A 15,541-nucleotide genomic window follows, 5' to 3' on the forward strand; every position below is an offset into this window, starting at 1 on the left:
CCCGCCCGGGCAGCGGTACCAAAGTGGTGGCTGAGGCGGCAATGGGTGCATCATCTTCCGTTCCCCCGGGGCGGGCTGCCAGCATCGGCGCACCGCCCACCGCCCACCGCCCGAGGAGCCGCCGATGCACCGCCCGCCGCCTGGCCGGATCGACCTGCTGCTGCGCGGCGGCACCCTGGTGGACGGCACCGGGGCCGCCGGCCGGCCGGCGGACGTGGCCGTCGTGGGCGGCCGGGTCGCGGTGCTCGCGCCGGGGGCCGAGGCGGACGCGGCCGAGGTGCTGGACGTCACCGGACGGGTCGTCACCCCCGGCTTCATCGACGTCCACACCCACTCGGACGCCCTCGCGGCCACCTTCGACGGCGAGGGCGGCCCTGACCACGACGGCGGCGCCGGCCACGGCACCGAGGAACTGCGGCTGGCCCCGCTGCTCCAGGGGGTCACCACCGAGATCGCCGGCAACTGCGGCACCAGCTTGTTCCCGGCGCTGCCCGGCCGGCTGACCGGGCTGGCCGAGCACCTGCGGGTCACCTTCGGCCTCGGGCCGGTGCGCCCGGCCGGGGACTTCGCCGCGTTCGCCGCCGGTCAGCGGCCCGAGCTGCGACGCAACCACCTGGCCTCGCTGGTCGGCCACGGCACCCTGCGTGCCGGGGTGATGGGCTTCGCGGACCGCCCGCCCCGCCCCGAGGAACTGGCCGCGATGTGTGAGCTCTTGGACCGCTCGCTCGCCCAGGGCGCCGCCGGGTTCTCCACCGGCCTGATCTACCCGCCCGGCGGCTACGCCGACACCGAGGAGATCGTCGCCCTGGCGACGGTCGCCGCGCGCCACCGCAAGCCGTACGTGACCCACCTGCGGGACGAGATGTCCCAGGTGGAGGCGGCGCTGGAGGAGGCCCTGGAGATCTCCGTACGCTCCGGCGCCGCGCTGCAGATCTCCCACCACAAGACGGCCGGCCGGTACGGCTGGGGCGCCACCCTGCGCACCCTGCCGCGGCTGGAGCGGGCTCGCGCCGAGGGCGTGGACGTGCGCTGCGACGTCTACCCGTACACCGCGGGCAGCACCGTGCTGCCCGCGATGCTGCCGCCGTGGGTCAGCGAGGGCGGGCCGGCCGCGCTGCTCGCCCGGCTGGGCGACCCCGCGGTGCGCGGCCGGATCCGGGCGGACATCGCGAACGGCGTGGCGGGCTGGGAGAACACCGTCGGCAACGGCGGCTGGGACCTCATCTCGGTCGCCGCCGCCCCGGCCCGCCCCGCGGCCGAGGGGCGGCGGATCGCCGAACTGGCCGCCGAGCGCGGCACCGACCCGGTGGACTACGTCTGCGAGCTGCTGCTGGAGGGGCGGGGCGAGGTGACCATCATCAGCCACTCGATGCGGGAGGACGACGTCCGCCGGGTGCTGGCCAGTCCGCTGTCCATGATCGGCTCGGACGGGGTGCCCAAACCCGGTCGCCCGCACCCGCGTTGGGCGGGCAGCTTCGCCCGGGTGCTCGGCCACTACGGGCGCCGCCAGGGGCTGATGCCGCTGGAACTCGCGGTGCACAAGATGACCGGCCTGCCCGCGGGGCGGTTCCGGCTGACCGGGCGCGGGGTGCTGCGCGACGGTGCGGTGGCGGACCTGGTGGTGCTGGATCCGGCGGCCGTGCTGGACCGGGCGAGCTTCGAGCAGCCACTGCTGCCGCCGGAGGGAGTGGAGACGGTGGTGGTCGCCGGGCGGGTCGCGGTGCGCGGGGGTCGGCCGACCGCCGTCCGGTCCGGTGAGGTGCTGCGGGTCCGGTGAGGCCCCGCCCGGCCGACCGCGGGTCAGTGGTGCTCAGACCGCCCACCGCTGTGCCAGCGCGGAGCCGATCTCCCCGGCGGCGGCGCCGAGTTCGGCCAGGAACGCGCTCAGTACCGGATTGCGGTTGGTGGCCCGGGTGGCCACCCCGACGCGGCGGTGCAACTGCGGGTGCTCCAGCCGGCAGACCTGTACCCCGGCGCTGTCGGCCAGTCCGAGGGCCGGGATCAGCGCCACGCCCATCCCGGCCCGGGCGAGGGTGACGGTGACCTGGTAGTGGTCGCTGCGGCAGCGCACCCGGGGCCGGAAGCCCTCGGCCGCGCAGGCGCGTTCCAGTACCGGCTCGCCGGTGCCGCCGCCGTGGGTGCCGATCCAGCTCTCGTCCGCCAGCTCGGCCAGCCGCACCATCGGGCGCCGCCCCAGCCGGTGCCGGGGCGGCAGCACGATCAACGGCGGCTCCTCGAAGAACATCCGCACCTCCACCGTGGCCTGGCGGCACCACGGATCCAGCGGGTGCTCGAAGACCACGGCCGCGTCCAGCCGGCCGGCCTCCAGGTCGGGCACCAGCTCGTGCGGCTGGCCCATCACCAGCTCCAGCTCCACCCGCGGATGCCGGTCCGCGAACTCCGACAGCGCCCGCGGCAGCAGCGCCAGCCCGGCCGAGACGAAGAAGCCGATCCGCAGCACCCCGGCCGCCGCCTCCGAGTGCGCTCGGAGGTCGTCCCGGGCGACGGCCATCAGGTCGGCGATCGCCTGGGCGTGCTCGGCCAGCCGGGCGCCCGCGGCCGTCAGGCGCAGCGACTGCGGCGCCCGCTCCACCAGTGCCACGCCCAACTCCTGCTCCAGGCGGGCGAGTTGGTGTGACACGGCGGAGGGGCTCAGATGCAGCGCCTGCGCCGCGGCCACGATGGTGCCCCGGCGGGCGATCTCCAGCAGGACGAGCAGTCGGGCACTGTTCAGCATCGGCCCAGGCTAGGCCCTTCCCCGGTCCTACCCGGGCCCTCCCCTGGCTCTCCCCGGGCCCTTCCCCGGGCCTTCGTCAGGACCGCACCGCCTCGCGCGGCGCCACCGGCTCCCCCCGGGGGGCCGGCTCCGCCTCCTCGGCCGCCACGTCCAGGCGCAGCAGGTCGTACTCGGTCTCCCGGCGCACCACCAGCCGGGCCCGGCCGTCGCGGACGAAGACCACGGCGGGGCGCGGCAGCTTGTTGTAGTTGGAGGCCATCGCGTAGCCGTAGGCGCCGGTGACCGGGGTGGCCAGCAGGTCCCCGACCCGCAGGTCCTCCGGCAGGGCCGCGTCGTCGATGATCACGTCGCCGCTCTCGCAGTGCTTGCCGACCAGCCGGGCGCGTTGCGGGCGGACCGCCTCGGGGCAGCGCGGCAGGAAGGCCTCGTAGCGGGCCTCGTACAGCGCCGGCCGGAGGTTGTCGCTCATCCCGCCGTCCACGCTGACGTAGGTGCGCACGTCCGGGATCCGCTTGACGGTGCCGACCCGGTACAGCGTCAGCCCGGCCCGGGCGACGATCGAGCGGCCCGGCTCGACGCCGACCTCGCCCGTCCAACCCGCGCCGCGCACCGCCGCACGCACCTTCTCGGCCCAGACGGCGAACGAGGGGGCGCTCTGCCCGCCCACGTAGGCCACGCCCAGGCCGCCGCCCACGGTCAGTCCGGCGACCTCGCTGTCCACCGCGAAGCGGGCCATCGCGGCGGCGCCGTCGGCGAGTTCGGCCGGGTCGAGGACCTGGGAGCCGACGTGGGCGTGGACGCCCTCCAGCCGGACGGCCGAGGAGGCCCGGGCCCGGCGCACGGCGGCCCGGGCGGCGCCGTCGGCCAGGCCGAAGCCGAACTTGGAGTCGTGGCCGCCGGTCTGGATCGCCTGGTGGGCGCCGGCCGCGACGCCGGGCGCCACCCGCACCCGGATCCGGGCCGGCGGCAGGCCCTCCACGTGGTGCAGCCGCTCGATCCGCTCCAGTTCGTCGAAGCTGTCCACCACGATGTGGCGCACTCCGGCGCTCATCGCGGTGCGCAGCTCGGCGTCGTCCTTGTTGTTGCCGTGCAGCACGATGCGGTCCGGCTCCACCCCGGCGTGCAGCGCGGTGCGCAGCTCGCCGCCGGAGGCGACGTCCAGCAGCAGGCCCTCCTCGGCGGCGAGCCGGGCCATGGCGGTGCACAGGAAGGCCTTGGAGGCGTAGGCGACGTTGCCCCGGCCGAAGGCGGCCACCGCCTCCCGGCAGCGCCGGCGCAGGTGCTCCTCGTCGTAGACGAAGAGCGGGGTGCCGTGCCGACGGGCGATCTGCTCCAGCAGGACACCGCCGACCACCAGGCCCTCCGGCCGGACCTCGGCGGTGAGCGGCAGCAGGCCCGCATCGACGGGGGAGTCGACGGGGGTGGGCGGCGGGGCGGGCGACACGGCGGACACGGCTTTCCTCCCGGGCAGGCTGATTCGCTGCCCATCCTCGGGCCTGGGGGAGGGAGCGAGAAAGCGCATTCTTCCGGTGCTGAGCCGTATCTTCCTCGATGCTCGGGTCGGCCCTTGGCACCGCGGGACAGGGGTACGACCACGGCCGTGAACGCCATGGCGCGAGCCGCGCGCGATCAGGTGCCGAGCCGGTCCAGGAGCACGTCCAGGCCGGAGGCGAACTCGAGTTCCGCGTCTGGTCGGTCAGCAGCGGGGCGAGTTCGCGCAGCACGGGGTACTCGGCGGCCGGCAGGCGGTGCAGGCCGAGGCGGAGCAGGGGCTCGGGGTCGTCGGGGGCCGCACTCACCCTCACCACGCCGCGCACCGGCGACGTCCTCGCGGGGATCACCGCACCGGCCTCGGCGGCCGTCAACCCCGTGGCGGGCGAGGTCTCCCATCTCCAGCAGGTCTCTTGCCGCTGGCGATCGAGGCGATCAGCAGGCCGATCACCATCGGCAGCATCCGCACGCCGGAGACGGTCGCGGAGTCGCCGTCGACGTACTGGAGGAAGGTCGGCAGGAAGGTCAGCGCGCCGAGCATGGCGAAGCCGACGATGAAGCTGAGCACCGAGCAGACCGCGAACACCGGGTTGCGGAACAGCCGCATCGGCAGCATCGGTTCGACGGCCCGGGTCTCCGTCCAGCAGAACAGCCCGAGCGCCACCGCGCCGCCGACGAACAGGGCGATGATCACCCCGGAGCCCCAGGCGTACTGGTTGCCGCCCCAACTGGTGGCCAGGATCAGGGCGCTGGCGCCGACCGAGACCAGCGCGATGCCCAGGTAGTCGATCACCGGCCGCACCGCGGAGCGCACCGACGGGATGGTCCGGGCGGCCGCGATCACCACCACGACGGCGAGCGGGACGTTCACGTAGAACGCCCAGCGCCAGGACAGGTGGTCGGTGAACAGCCCGCCCAGCAGCGGCCCGATGACGGTGGCCAGGCCGAACACCGCGCCGATCGCGCCCTGGTACTTGCCGCGCTCGCGCAGCGGGATGACGTCCGCGATCAGCGCCATCGCGGTGACCATCAGCCCGCCCGCGCCGATGCCCTGCACCGCCCGCCAGGCGATCAGCAGCGTCATGTTGGTGGACAGGCCGCACAGGAACGAGCCGCCGACGAAGACGATCGCCGAGACCTGGAAGATCAGCTTGCGCCCGTACAGGTCGCCGAACTTGCCGGCCAGGACGGTGGCCACCGTTTCGGCCAGCAGGTAGGACGTCACCACCCAGGACATGTGGGCGGCGCCGCCGAGGTCCGAGACGATGGTGGGCAGCGCGGTGCCGACGATGGTCTGGTCGAGGGCGGCCAGCAGCATGCCGAGCACGATGGTGGCGAAGACGACGTTCCGCTGCCGTACATCGAGCACCGGTGGGGCGGAGGGCGGGGTCTCGGTGGCGACAGTCATGCGGCCAGCCTCGGGGGCGTGGGGGTCGGTCGCGATCCGGTTCGTCCGTTCGAGTGAGGCGGACGGGAGACGGGGCTCAGGTGGCGGCCCGCGACGGCCCGGGTGGCGGCGCCGTACGGCCCGGGTGAGGATGATCCGCAGCAGAGCCAGGACCAGGCCCCGGACACCGGGAAGAGGCTCCCCATGACCGCCCCACCCTCCCCCGACGCGGCGAACCCGCACCCGAACCCGAACCCCCACCCCAACCCGCGCCCGCAGCCGCCCGGTGCCTCCGCCGTCGGCGGGCGGGCCGAGGCACGGCGCTGGCGGGCGCTGACGGTCTGCCTGGTCGCCGGGTTCATGACCCTGCTGGACGTCAGCATCGTGAACGTCGCCCTGCCGACCGTCCGGGTCGGGCTGCACATGTCGGACAGCGGCCTGCAATGGGTGCTCAGCGGCTACGCGCTCGCCTTCGGCCTGGTGCTCGTGCCCGCCGGGCGGCTCGGCGACGCCCGTAGCCGGCGGGCCGTCTTCCTCGCCGGGCTCGCCCTGTTCACCGCCGCCAGCGCACTGGCCGGGGCGGCCCAGGACCAGGAGTGGCTGGTGCTGGCCCGGCTGTTCCAGGGCGCGGCCGGCGGGGTGCTGGTGCCCCAGGTGTCCGGCTTCATCCAGACCCTGTTCCAGGGCGCCGAACGCGGCCGGGCCTTCGGCGCGCTCGGCGCGACCATCGGGCTGTCCACCGCCGTCGGGCCGCTGCTGGGCGGTCTGCTGATCCACCTGTTCGGCCCGCAGGACGGCTGGCGCTGGGTGTTCCTGGTCAACCTGCCGATCGGCGTGGCCGCCCTGCCGATCGCCTACCGGCTGCTCCCGCCGCCGCGCCCGGCCGCCGAGCGGACCGGGCACCGGGACTTCGACCCGCTCGGGGTGCTGCTGCTCGGTGCGGGGACGGTCGCCCTGCTGCTGCCGTTCGTCCAGGGGCAGCAGTGGCACGACTCGGCCCGCTGGCTGCTGCTGCCGGTGGCGGCGGTACTGCTGGCCGCCTTCGTCGGCTGGGAGCGGCACTACGCGCGCCGGCACGAACCGCTGGTCAGCATGGCGCTGTTCGCGGTGCGGCCGTACGCGGCGGGGGTGCTGCTGTCGCTGGTGTACTTCGCCGGGTTCACCGCGATCTTCTTCATCTTCACGCTCTACCTGCAGGCGGGCCTGCACTACTCGGCGCTGACGGCGGGTCTGGCGATCACCCCCTTCGCGGTGGGCTCGGGTGTGGCGGCCGCGGTGGGCGGGCGGCTGGTGAGCCGGCTGGGCCGGCGGCTGGTGGTGCTGGGGCTGCTGCTGGTGCTGCTGGGCCTGCTGGCCTCGGCGCTGGCGGTGCAGCTGTGGTCGGGGCCCTCGGTGGGCTGGACGACGCTCGTTCCGCTGCTGGTCGCCGGGGCGGGCAGCGGCCTGGTGATCTCCCCGAACCAGACGCTGACCCTCCAGCACGTGCCGCTCGCCCGGGCGGGCAGTGCCGGCGGCGTCCTGCAGACCGCCCAGCGGGTCGGCTCGGCGGTCGGCATCGCGGTCGTCGGCTCGGTGTTCTTCGCCCACGTGGCCGGTCCCCGCCCCGACTGGGCCATGGCCTTCGAGCTGAGCGTCGCCGTCGCGGCGGGGCTGGTGCTGGCGGCCCTGCTGGTGGCGCTCGCCGACGAGTGGGCCGGCCGGCGCGAGAAGCCGGCCCAAGTGTCGTGAAGCAAGGGCGGGTTCAGTGGTCGCGGCGCTGGATCACCACCGTCGCGAGGACCACCGAGGCGAGCGCCCACACCGCGTAGGTGACCCATGAGCCGGCGACGGTGGCCGGGTAGTCGGTGGGGCGCATCCCGGCCAGGGTGGTGCGGGCCAGGCGCTGCCAGGCGGGGAAGGGCAGGGCGTGCAGGAGGTCGGCGCTCCAGCGGTAGCGTTCGGTGACGAAGGACGGCAGGAAGAACAGGACCACCACGGTGCCCACCACCGCGCCCGCGCTGTGCCGCAGCAGGGTGCCCAGGCAGAGCCCGACCAGTCCGCAGACCGGGGCGAACAGGGCGGCCGCCGCCACGTACCGCAGCGCCGTCGGGTCGCCGATGGACTGTCCGATGCCCCGATCGGCCAGCATCGCCTGGGTGAGGGCGAAGGAGACGCCCACGCTGACGGCGCCGAAGCCGAGCAGCACCGCGGTGAGTACGCCCGCCTTGGCGAGCAGCACGGCCCGGCGGTCGGGGACGGCTGCCAGAGTGGTGCGGATCAGGCCGGTCGCGTACTCGCCGGTGATGACGATCGCGCCGAGGCCGCCGCCGAGCAGCATCAGGATGTCGGCGGAGGCGGTGTCGAAGGACGCGTTCAGGGCGACCTGCTTCATCACCACCGGGTCGCCGTCGCCGGGCAGGTAGTGGTCGTGGAGGTACTGGGCGGACTTGAGGTTGGCGGCGATGACGACCAGCGCGCCGAGGCCGAGCACCCAGGGGATGGAGCGCAGCGACCAGAACTTGAGCCACTCGGCGGCGAGCAGGTCGCCGAAGCGGGGCCGGCGAAGGGGAGTTGAGGTGGTGGCGGTGGCGGTGAGGGTGCTCATCGGGGTTCTCCGGCGAGGTATTCGACGCTGTCGGCGGTCAGTTGCATGAAGGCCTCCTCCAGGGAGGCGCCTCGCTCGGTCAGGGAGTACAGCAACAGGCCCTGTTCCAGGGCGAGTTCGCCGATCCGCGTGGCGTCCAGACCGGTCACGTCGAGGCTGCCGTCCGGTCCGGGGCGGACGGTGGCGCCGGCGGCGCGCAGGACGGCGGTCAGCCGCTCGGGTTCGGTGCTGCGGACGGTGACGGCGGCCCGTCCGATGCCCCGGCCGGCCCGGGCGGCGAACTCGGTGAGGCTCTCGTCGGCGATCAGCCGGCCGCGGCCGACCACCACCAGCCGGTCGGCGGTGTGCTCCATCTCGGCCATCATGTGGCTGGAGACGAAGACCGTCCGGCCTTCCGCGGCGAGCCGGCGGAACAGTCCGCGGACCCAGAGCACGCCCTCCGGGTCCAGTCCGTTCAGCGGCTCGTCGAAGAGCAGCACGGGCGGGTCGCCGAGGAGGGCGCCGGCGATGCCCAGGCGCTGCTTCATGCCCAGCGAGTAGCCGCCGATCCGCCGGCCGGCGGCGTCGGCGAGGCCGACCTCGGCGAGCACCTCGTCCACCCGTCCGCGCGGGATCGCGTTGCTGAGGGCCAGGGCCCGCAGGTGGGCCGCCCCGGTGCGCCCGCCGTGCACGTCGCCCGCGTCGAGCAGCGCGCCGACCTCGCGCAGGCCGCGCGGCAGGCCGCGGAAGGCCCGGCCGCCGACGGTGGCGCTGCCGGAGGTGGGGTCGTCGAGGCCGAGGATCAGCCGCAGGGTGGTGGACTTGCCGGCGCCGTTGGGGCCGAGGAAGCCGGTGACGTGGCCGGGGCGGACGGTGAAGGTCAACGTGTCGACGGCCGTGCGGCGGCCGTAGCGCTTGGTCAGTTCGATGACTTCGATCATGGGCACCACGGTGCCGGGGAAGCCCCCGCCGCCACATCGGACCGGTGTCGACACCGCAGGTCGGCCCCGGTCGTACAACCAGGGTTGGATGACGGTGCCCCGCCCCCGTCGTTACGATCTTGAACCATGTCCGCGATACCGACGCCCCCGCTGTTCCGGCGCGTCCCGCCCGAGGCCTGGGTCGCCCTCGCCTGGTGCGTGGCCGTCGGCTATCCCGCGCTCCTGCTCCGCGGCTCCCTGCCGGAGCACCGCGGCGCCGCCGTGCACGGCGGACTGCCGTTCACCCTGGCCGACACGGCGGTGGCCTTCCTCGGCGCCGCGCTGCTGCGCCGGCTGCCGGTGCTCTCGGTCGCCCTGCTGTTGATCGCCACCTGGACCGAGACCGACGGCTGGGCCGCCGGCGTCCAGGTGCCACCCGCCGCGCTGCTCGCGGTCTACGTCGCGCTCTGCCTGATCACCGCCACCTGCCCGCGCCGCGGTTCCCGCGCAGCCTTCGCCCTGGTCATGGTGTTCCTGGTGCTGCACGTCGGCCTGGTCCACGGCAACACCGTCGGCATCTTCACCGGCACCCACATCGGCTCGGCCGACGGCGCCGCGCTGCTCGCCCTGGTCGCCTGGCTGGCCGGGCGCTCGGTGCGGCAGAACCGGGAGCACGCCGAGGCGTTGAGCAGCCGGGCCGCCGCCGAGGCGGTCACCGCCGAGCGGCTGCGGATCGCCCGGGAGATGCACGACACCGTCGCGCACAGCATCGGCATCGTCGCCCTGCAGGCCGGCGCCGCCCGGCGGGTGATCGACCGCCGGCCCGAGCGGGCCAAGCAGGCGCTGGGCGAGATCGAGGCCGCCGGCCGGGAGACCCTGGCCGGGCTGCGCCGGATGCTGGTCGCGCTGCGCCAGGCCGACGGTGAGGCGTCGACGAGCGCCCCGGCGGGCCTGGCCGACCTCGACCGGCTGGCCGAGGCCACCACCGCGGCGGGCGTACGGGTCGAGCTGCGGTGTACGGGTGAACCGGGGCCGCTGCCACCGGAGATCGACCTCTCGGCGTTCCGGATCATCCAGGAGTCGGTGACCAACGTGGTCCGGCACGCGCAGGTCCGGGACTGCCTGGTGACCGTCGACCGGGCGGCGGGGGAGCTCTCCGTGGAGATCACCGACCGGGGCCGGGGCCACGGCACCGCGCCCGGCAGCGGCTTCGGCCTGGCCGGGCTGCGCGAGCGGGTCGCCCTGCTGCACGGCGAGTTCGAGGCCGGGCCGCGCCCGGACGGCGGCTTCCGGGTCGCCGCCCGGCTGCCGGTCCCCGCTCCCGCGGAGGTGGCGGCGTGATCCGGGTGGTGCTGGCCGACGACCAGCCGCTGGTGCGGGCCGCGTTGGAGATGGTGATCGCCGAGACGGCGGACGTCGAGGTGGTCGGGGAGGCGGGCGACGGCGCCGAGGCCGTCCGGCTGGCCGCCGAACTGCGGCCGGACGTCGTGGTGATGGACATCCGGATGCGCCCCCAGTCCGGCGGCCGGGAGGGGCCCCCGGTCCCCGACGGCATCGAGGCGACCCGGCAGGTGACCGCGGCTGGCGGACCGACCAGGGTGGTGGTGCTCACCACCTTTGACGAGGACGAGCACGTGTACGCGGCGCTGCGCGCCGGGGCGTCCGGCTTCCTGGTCAAGGACATGGCGCTGGACGACATCCTCGCCGCGGTGCGGGTGGTCGCCGCGGGGGAGGCCCTGATCGCGCCGAGCGTCACCCGGCGGCTGATCGGCGCTTTCGCGGCGCAGCGGCCGAGGAATCCGGTACCGGTGTCCCACCGGCTGGACGTGATCACCGAGCGGGAGCGGGAGATCCTCACCCTGGTCGGCCGGGGCCTGTCCAACCCCGAGATCGCCGCCGAACTGGTGCTCAGCATCGCCACCGTGAAGACCTACATGACCCGGCTGCTCGCAAAGCTGGACGCCCGGGACCGGGTCCACCTGGTCATCCTGGCCTACGAGGCGGGCCTGGTCTCCGTCTCCGGTTGACCGCGGCCCGTCCGCGTACGGGCCGCGGTCAGCGCTGTCTCAGGCCGAGCGAGACGACGGTGAGCCGGCGCAACTCCTCGGGGACGCCCGGGTGCCGGCCCCCGGTGCCCGCGGCGCGAAGGCGGCGGGTCCGAGGGCGGCGCCGTGGGGTCGGGCGGATGTCTTCGTCCGTATCGGTGGGCGCTCAGTTCTTGACGGCCACGCCCGCGTACATCGCGATGTCCCGGTCGCGGATCGCCGGGGCGTCGGCGTCCGGCCGCCAGTGGTGCACCAGGGTGACGCCCGGGTCGAGCAGCCGGTAGCCGGTGAAGAAGGCCTCGGTCTCGGCCTTGTCGCGGATCTGCAGCGGGATGCCGCGGGCGTTGTACTCCCGGCCGACGCCGCCCACCCCGACCGGGTCGGTGTCCCCGGTGAAGACGGTGAGGGCGAGGAAGCTGCCGGGTGCCAGGGCGTCCATGAAGCGGCGCACGATGCCCTGGGGGTCGTCCTCGTCCAGCACGAAGTGGACGATGGCGATCAGCGAGAGCGCCACCGGCTGCGAGAGGTCGAGCACCTCGCGCAGCCGGGGGTCGCCGATGATCGACTCCGGGTTGCGGAAGTCGGCGTCCACGTAACAGGTGCGGCCCTCGGGCGTGCTGGACATCAGGGCCCGCGCGTGGGTCAGCACGATCGGGTCGTTGTCCACGTACCCGACCCGGGCCTCGGGGGCGATCGCCTGGGCGATCTCGTGCACATTGGGTGAGGTGGGGATGCCGGTGCCGATGTCCAGGAACTGCCGCACCCCGTACCGCTCGGTGAGGTGGCGCACCGAGCGCTGCATGAAGTCGCGGGTGGTGCGCATCGAGACCGGCAGCGCGGGCCAGGCCTGCACCGAGGCGTGCGCGGCGGCCCGGTCCGCTTCGAAGTTGGTCTTGCCGCCGATGAGGTAGTCGTAGACCCGGGCGGAGTGCGGCACGTCCATCCGCAGGTCGACCGACGGGTAGTCCTGGTACGTCATGCTCGCGCTCCCCGTTGCTGCCGGCATCCGTCACCGGTCGTCACGGCGCCCGGCCCTGGTGCGCATGGTAACGGTTCGCCAGTGTGACGAGATGACGAATGCTCAGGTTTGGGGCGCCTCCGGACCCCGCACCTCCAGCCCCACCGTCTGACGGGGCAGCCGCCCGGACCCGGCCCGCCCGGCCGCCAGCTCCACCGCCGCACCGATCCACGCCGCACCGAACGCCCAGGTCGCCACCCACTCGCACAGGTACACCGGCCGCACCGTCCAGTCCGCCCCGAACCCGGACAGCCCGGTGACCACCGCCGCCAGCAGCGCGACCACGATCAGCACCCCCGCCGCCAGGTACGCCGTGCCCACCCGGACCGGTTGCGCCGACCGCGGATTGCGGAAGGAGTACAGGCAGAACAGCGCCAGCATCACGAACAGCAGCCCGGCGAACACCAGATGGAACACCCCGACCGTGCGCTGCAGCCCGCTCGGATCCGAGGGCGTCGTCGGACACAGCGCCACCCCCAGCGCGAACACCCCGGCCGCCGTGCTCCACCGGTCGTCCCGCCGGTCGAACCGGTAGCAGATCAGGAACACCCCGAGCGCGCACAGCGCCCCGACGAACACGTTCCGCGTCCCCGAGTAGTACGCGGCGCTCATCGACGCGGGCCAGTACCCTTCCGCGGCCCGCCCGGTCACCTCGTCCGCCAGCCAGTTGCCCACGGGGAGCGCCGGCGGCAGCAGCACCCCGATCGCCCCGACGCCGAACCGCAGGAAGGTGATGGTCCGTCCGTCCTGGACGGTCTGCTGTGAATCGATGGTCCTCTGAACGCTCCGGTCGTCGGTCACGGACGCCTCCTCGCTGCTCCGCGCGATGGTTGACCGCCAACTGGTGTACCCGCAAAGGAGATCGCCCCACCACCGAACCGGGTGGTTTGGCGGACCGAGGGCCCGTCGGCATCCCGGCGCGCCGGCGTCGCCGCACGCGGAGCGGCCCGCCACCGGAGGACTGCTCACGGATGGCGGTCCGGGCGGGGTCAGCGGGTCGGCGCGCCGACCCGTTCGACGAGGGCGTTGAGCAGGGCCGCGCCGCGCTCCGCGTCGTCGACGCTGATCACGAAGTCCGTGCCGCGCACGGTGTGGACCACCAGGCAGGCGCCGGAGCGCAGGAAGACGCCGGTGCCCTTGCGGAAGGCCCGGAAGCCCCAGCCGCCGGCCTGACGGGCGGTGAGGTTCTCGACCCGGGCATGGGCGATCTCCTCGGGGGCGAGGTGCCGGGTCGGCAGGCCGAACGGGCCGAAGCCGACGTGCAGGCCGTCGCCGGTCACCCGGACCCGCACCGAGGAGCAGAACAGGACGGTGACGGAGCCGGCGCCGAAGAGGACGACCGACACCCAGTCCACGGACTCGGTGCGCCCGCTCGCGGCGAGCAGGACGCCCGGCACCGAGATCAGCCCCAGCACGGCGGCGAGCACCTGCAGCCAGTGGTTGGAGGCCTCGGAGAGCCAGACCAGCCGCTCACCTGGCTTCGCGGCCAGCACCGGCGCCCCGGGGCGGGCGGGTGCGGTCTCGGTGGCGGCCCGTCGGGTCGCCAGCCAGGCCAGGGCGCCCGCCAGGCCGGCCGCCGCGATGATCAGGACCACCTCGACGCCCATCGGCGCGGCGTCCTGCCAGCGGGTGCGGTCCAGGTTGGCGCGCACGATGGAGGCCTGCGCGCCGGCCAGCAGTACCCCGGTGGTGGCCAGGACCGGCCCGGCGATGCCACGGCTCCGGTCGGGCCCGACCCGCAGGGCGACGGCGAGACCGATCGCGACCAGCAGCCAGACCCCGGCCGGGAACAGCGCCGCCACCGTCAGCGGCATCGAACCGTCCGGCCGGCTCCCGCTCCAGTGGGTCGCCACCTGGTCCGGCAGCCGGTCCCGCGCGGTCAGCGGCAGAGCGACCAGCAGTGCCGCCACGCCGAGGATCCAGACCACGGCTCCCCACAGGGCCGCCCGGCGCACCGGCCGGTCTGAGACGGGCTCTCCGCCGGCTTCTTCGTTCTTCACGACATCCCCCTGATCAGATCCACGAGATCGTTCCTGCTGTAGCCGACCCTGGCCGCGTCGGTGACCAACTGCCGTACCCGGTCCACTAGTTCGGCGCGGGTGTCGGCGTGGTCGGCGACCGTGATGCCACGCCCCCGGCGGAACTCCAGCACCCCCTCGTCGCGCAGGGCGCGCAGCCCGCGCAGGACGGTGTTGGTGTTCACGCCGAGGGCCCGGGAGAGTTCCCGGGCGGGCGGCAGTTTGTCGCCGGGGGCGCATTCGCCCTCCGCGACGGCCCGTCGGATCGCGCCCGCCACCTGCTCGTGCAGGGGGCGGGCGTCGCCAAGGTCCAGCTTCAGCAACATGATGCTAATGACGATAGCACCATCCGGATGTGATGCCAGTGCCGCTCGGGTGCCCGGGGGTGGCGCCGGGTGCCGGGGGCCGGGGGGTGGCGCCGGGGGTCGGGGGGCGGCCCTGCCGGGTCAGGGGATGAAGAGGCTCTGTGCCTCGGTGACGCGGCTGTCGTCGCCGGCGGGGATGACGTCGAGGACCTCCCCGGTGCAGTCCGCGCCGGAGTGGATCTCCGCCCCCTGGTCGGTGAGGTTGTCGACGACGCTGGCGTTCTCGTCCAGGGCATAGCACCCGGAGGGATCCGTATGGGTCGTGCCGTTGATGGCCAGGTCTCCGGTGGCGGCGGTGGCCGGAACGGTGGTCAGGGTCAGGGCGGCGGCGGTCATCAGTGGGACGCCGAGAGCGGCGCGGAGGGTGAGTTTCATTCCCCAGGCATAACCGTTCGGGGCCGGCGCCTCGCCGGGAGCGGGCGGGGTTACCACCGGAGGGCGGCGAGGTGGGCCGAATGCCCGTGACCGGTCGAGGCCGCCGCCTCCATTCGGGGCGGCAGCCGCTCGCGCCGGAACTCCGGCCCCGGCAGGTCGAGTTCGGCGCCGTCCCGGGCCGGCGTTCCCGGTGCACGCCGCCCAGGCGCCCGGGGGCGGCCACTGCCCGGCTCCCCGGCCAGGGGACGTTCGGTGTCGAACGGCCCGTGGGCACGCCCGTCCCGGGCGCGTGCCGGCCACCCGCCCGGACGTGACCTCCGCCCGCTGGCTGAGCCGAACGGGTGAAGGGGCGATCCGTGTATGGAGTGCGTACGGAACGCCCTCCGGGGCGTCAGGAAGGCGTCAAGGCGGCCGGCCCGGCGGCCGGGCGGCGGTTGGGTGGAGACCGACGGAAGACCGCACCACACGAGGACGGATCATGCACGGCAACGGGCAGCACCAGGACGGCACGGCACCCAGGGTGGTGGTCGGGGTCAGCGGGTCGCTGGGGAGCCTGGCGGCGCTGCACCGCGGCGTCGCCGAGGCCCGCGACCGCGGCGCCGAGCTCTGGCCGGTGCTCGCC

At 74.6% G+C, this 15,541-nt stretch carries 13 protein-coding genes and 2 pseudogenes; 5 read left to right on the forward strand and 10 right to left on the reverse strand.

The features are described from left to right. Window positions 1–124 precede the first annotated feature (124 nt). On the forward strand, window positions 125–1,777 hold the full coding sequence (locus tag BG452_RS44195; RefSeq protein ID WP_188310045.1) for an N-acyl-D-amino-acid deacylase family protein: 1,653 nt from the start codon (window positions 125–127) through the stop codon (window positions 1,775–1,777). Window positions 1,778–1,810: 33 nt separating this feature from the next. Here the strand turns inward: BG452_RS44195 and BG452_RS44200 are convergent, their stop codons facing one another. From BG452_RS44200 to BG452_RS44210, 3 genes and pseudogenes are all read right to left on the reverse strand, one after another. Continuing rightward, window positions 1,811–2,737: a LysR family transcriptional regulator gene (locus BG452_RS44200; RefSeq protein WP_188310046.1), complete on the reverse strand. Its 927-nt coding sequence runs from the start codon at window positions 2,735–2,737 to the stop codon at window positions 1,811–1,813. A gap of 76 nt (window positions 2,738–2,813) precedes the next feature. After that, on the reverse strand, window positions 2,814–4,190 hold the full coding sequence (gene lysA / locus BG452_RS44205; protein WP_317621526.1) for a diaminopimelate decarboxylase: 1,377 nt from the start codon (window positions 4,188–4,190) through the stop codon (window positions 2,814–2,816). Window positions 4,191–4,613: 423 nt separating this feature from the next. Then, a pseudogene (locus BG452_RS44210) lies at window positions 4,614–5,636 on the reverse strand (MFS transporter); the annotation flags it as partial. Between the two features lie 183 nt (window positions 5,637–5,819). Here BG452_RS44210 and BG452_RS44215 point away from each other — a divergent pair. Further along, window positions 5,820–7,343 carry an MFS transporter gene (locus BG452_RS44215; protein ID WP_223243648.1) on the forward strand — a complete coding sequence of 508 codons (1,524 nt, stop codon included), beginning with the start codon at window positions 5,820–5,822 and terminating at the stop codon, window positions 7,341–7,343. Window positions 7,344–7,356: 13 nt separating this feature from the next. On the opposite strand, the gene BG452_RS44220 is transcribed toward BG452_RS44215, so the two are convergent. Next, the gene (locus BG452_RS44220) at window positions 7,357–8,199 is read right to left on the reverse strand and encodes an ABC transporter permease subunit (protein ID WP_188310048.1); all 843 of its coding nucleotides are present in this window, start codon (window positions 8,197–8,199) and stop codon (window positions 7,357–7,359) included. Next, window positions 8,196–9,119 (reverse strand): ABC transporter ATP-binding protein, encoded by a 924-nt coding sequence (locus BG452_RS44225; protein WP_188310049.1) that lies wholly within the window; start codon window positions 9,117–9,119, stop codon window positions 8,196–8,198. Before BG452_RS44225 ends, BG452_RS44220 begins: the two co-directional genes overlap by 4 nt. A 126-nt stretch (window positions 9,120–9,245) precedes the next feature. Here BG452_RS44225 and BG452_RS44230 point away from each other — a divergent pair, with 126 nt between their 5' ends. Both BG452_RS44230 and BG452_RS44235 read left to right on the forward strand, forming a co-directional pair. Continuing rightward, on the forward strand, window positions 9,246–10,439 hold the full coding sequence (locus BG452_RS44230) for a sensor histidine kinase (protein WP_188310050.1): 1,194 nt from the start codon (window positions 9,246–9,248) through the stop codon (window positions 10,437–10,439). Window positions 10,440–10,489: 50 nt separating this feature from the next. Further along, entirely contained in the window at window positions 10,490–11,125 is a 636-nt protein-coding gene (locus tag BG452_RS44235; RefSeq protein WP_411293107.1) for a response regulator, read from the forward strand. A gap of 184 nt (window positions 11,126–11,309) precedes the next feature. Here BG452_RS44235 and BG452_RS44240 read toward each other — a convergent pair whose 3' ends face one another. The 5 genes from BG452_RS44240 to BG452_RS44260 form a co-directional block, all read right to left on the reverse strand. Continuing rightward, a complete protein-coding gene (locus BG452_RS44240) occupies window positions 11,310–12,122 on the reverse strand; it encodes an SAM-dependent methyltransferase (protein ID WP_188310051.1) in 813 nt (270 codons plus the stop codon). A 102-nt stretch (window positions 12,123–12,224) separates the two neighbouring features. Continuing rightward, on the reverse strand, window positions 12,225–12,962 hold the full coding sequence (locus BG452_RS44245) for a hypothetical protein (protein WP_188310052.1): 738 nt from the start codon (window positions 12,960–12,962) through the stop codon (window positions 12,225–12,227). 188 nt (window positions 12,963–13,150) lie between these two features. Continuing rightward, window positions 13,151–14,161 (reverse strand): DUF1648 domain-containing protein, encoded by a 1,011-nt coding sequence (locus BG452_RS44250; RefSeq protein ID WP_317621528.1) that lies wholly within the window; start codon window positions 14,159–14,161, stop codon window positions 13,151–13,153. Then, the gene (locus BG452_RS44255; protein ID WP_188310053.1) at window positions 14,158–14,505 is read right to left on the reverse strand and encodes a GntR family transcriptional regulator; all 348 of its coding nucleotides are present in this window, start codon (window positions 14,503–14,505) and stop codon (window positions 14,158–14,160) included. Before BG452_RS44255 ends, BG452_RS44250 begins: the two co-directional genes overlap by 4 nt. 120 nt (window positions 14,506–14,625) lie before the next feature. After that, a complete protein-coding gene (locus BG452_RS44260) occupies window positions 14,626–14,919 on the reverse strand; it encodes a hypothetical protein (RefSeq protein ID WP_188310054.1) in 294 nt (97 codons plus the stop codon). A gap of 478 nt (window positions 14,920–15,397) precedes the next feature. Between BG452_RS44260 and BG452_RS44265 the strand changes: the two are divergent. After that, window positions 15,398–15,541 (forward strand): annotated as a pseudogene (locus BG452_RS44265) (universal stress protein); the annotation flags it as partial.

Origin of the sequence: Streptomyces sp. CBMA123, assembly GCF_014596465.1 — a bacterium.
Taxonomy (GTDB): domain Bacteria; phylum Actinomycetota; class Actinomycetes; order Streptomycetales; family Streptomycetaceae; genus Kitasatospora.

Bases quoted from the DNA above. Each gene is read 5' to 3' on its own strand.
- BG452_RS44260 (WP_188310054.1), bottom strand. From the start codon at position 14,919: ATGAAACTCACCCTCCGCGCCGCTCTCGGCGTCCCACTGATGACCGCC.
- BG452_RS44200 (WP_188310046.1), bottom strand. From the start codon at position 2,737: ATGCTGAACAGTGCCCGACTGCTCGTCCTGCTGGAGATCGCCCGCCGG.
- BG452_RS44255 (WP_188310053.1), bottom strand. From the start codon at position 14,505: ATGTTGCTGAAGCTGGACCTTGGCGACGCCCGCCCCCTGCACGAGCAG.
- BG452_RS44235 (WP_411293107.1), top strand. From the start codon at position 10,490: ATGGTGATCGCCGAGACGGCGGACGTCGAGGTGGTCGGGGAGGCGGGC.
- BG452_RS44195 (WP_188310045.1), top strand. From the start codon at position 125: ATGCACCGCCCGCCGCCTGGCCGGATCGACCTGCTGCTGCGCGGCGGC.
- BG452_RS44215 (WP_223243648.1), top strand. From the start codon at position 5,820: ATGACCGCCCCACCCTCCCCCGACGCGGCGAACCCGCACCCGAACCCG.
- BG452_RS44230 (WP_188310050.1), top strand. From the start codon at position 9,246: ATGTCCGCGATACCGACGCCCCCGCTGTTCCGGCGCGTCCCGCCCGAG.
- BG452_RS44225 (WP_188310049.1), bottom strand. From the start codon at position 9,119: ATGATCGAAGTCATCGAACTGACCAAGCGCTACGGCCGCCGCACGGCC.
- BG452_RS44220 (WP_188310048.1), bottom strand. From the start codon at position 8,199: ATGAGCACCCTCACCGCCACCGCCACCACCTCAACTCCCCTTCGCCGG.
- BG452_RS44240 (WP_188310051.1), bottom strand. From the start codon at position 12,122: ATGACGTACCAGGACTACCCGTCGGTCGACCTGCGGATGGACGTGCCG.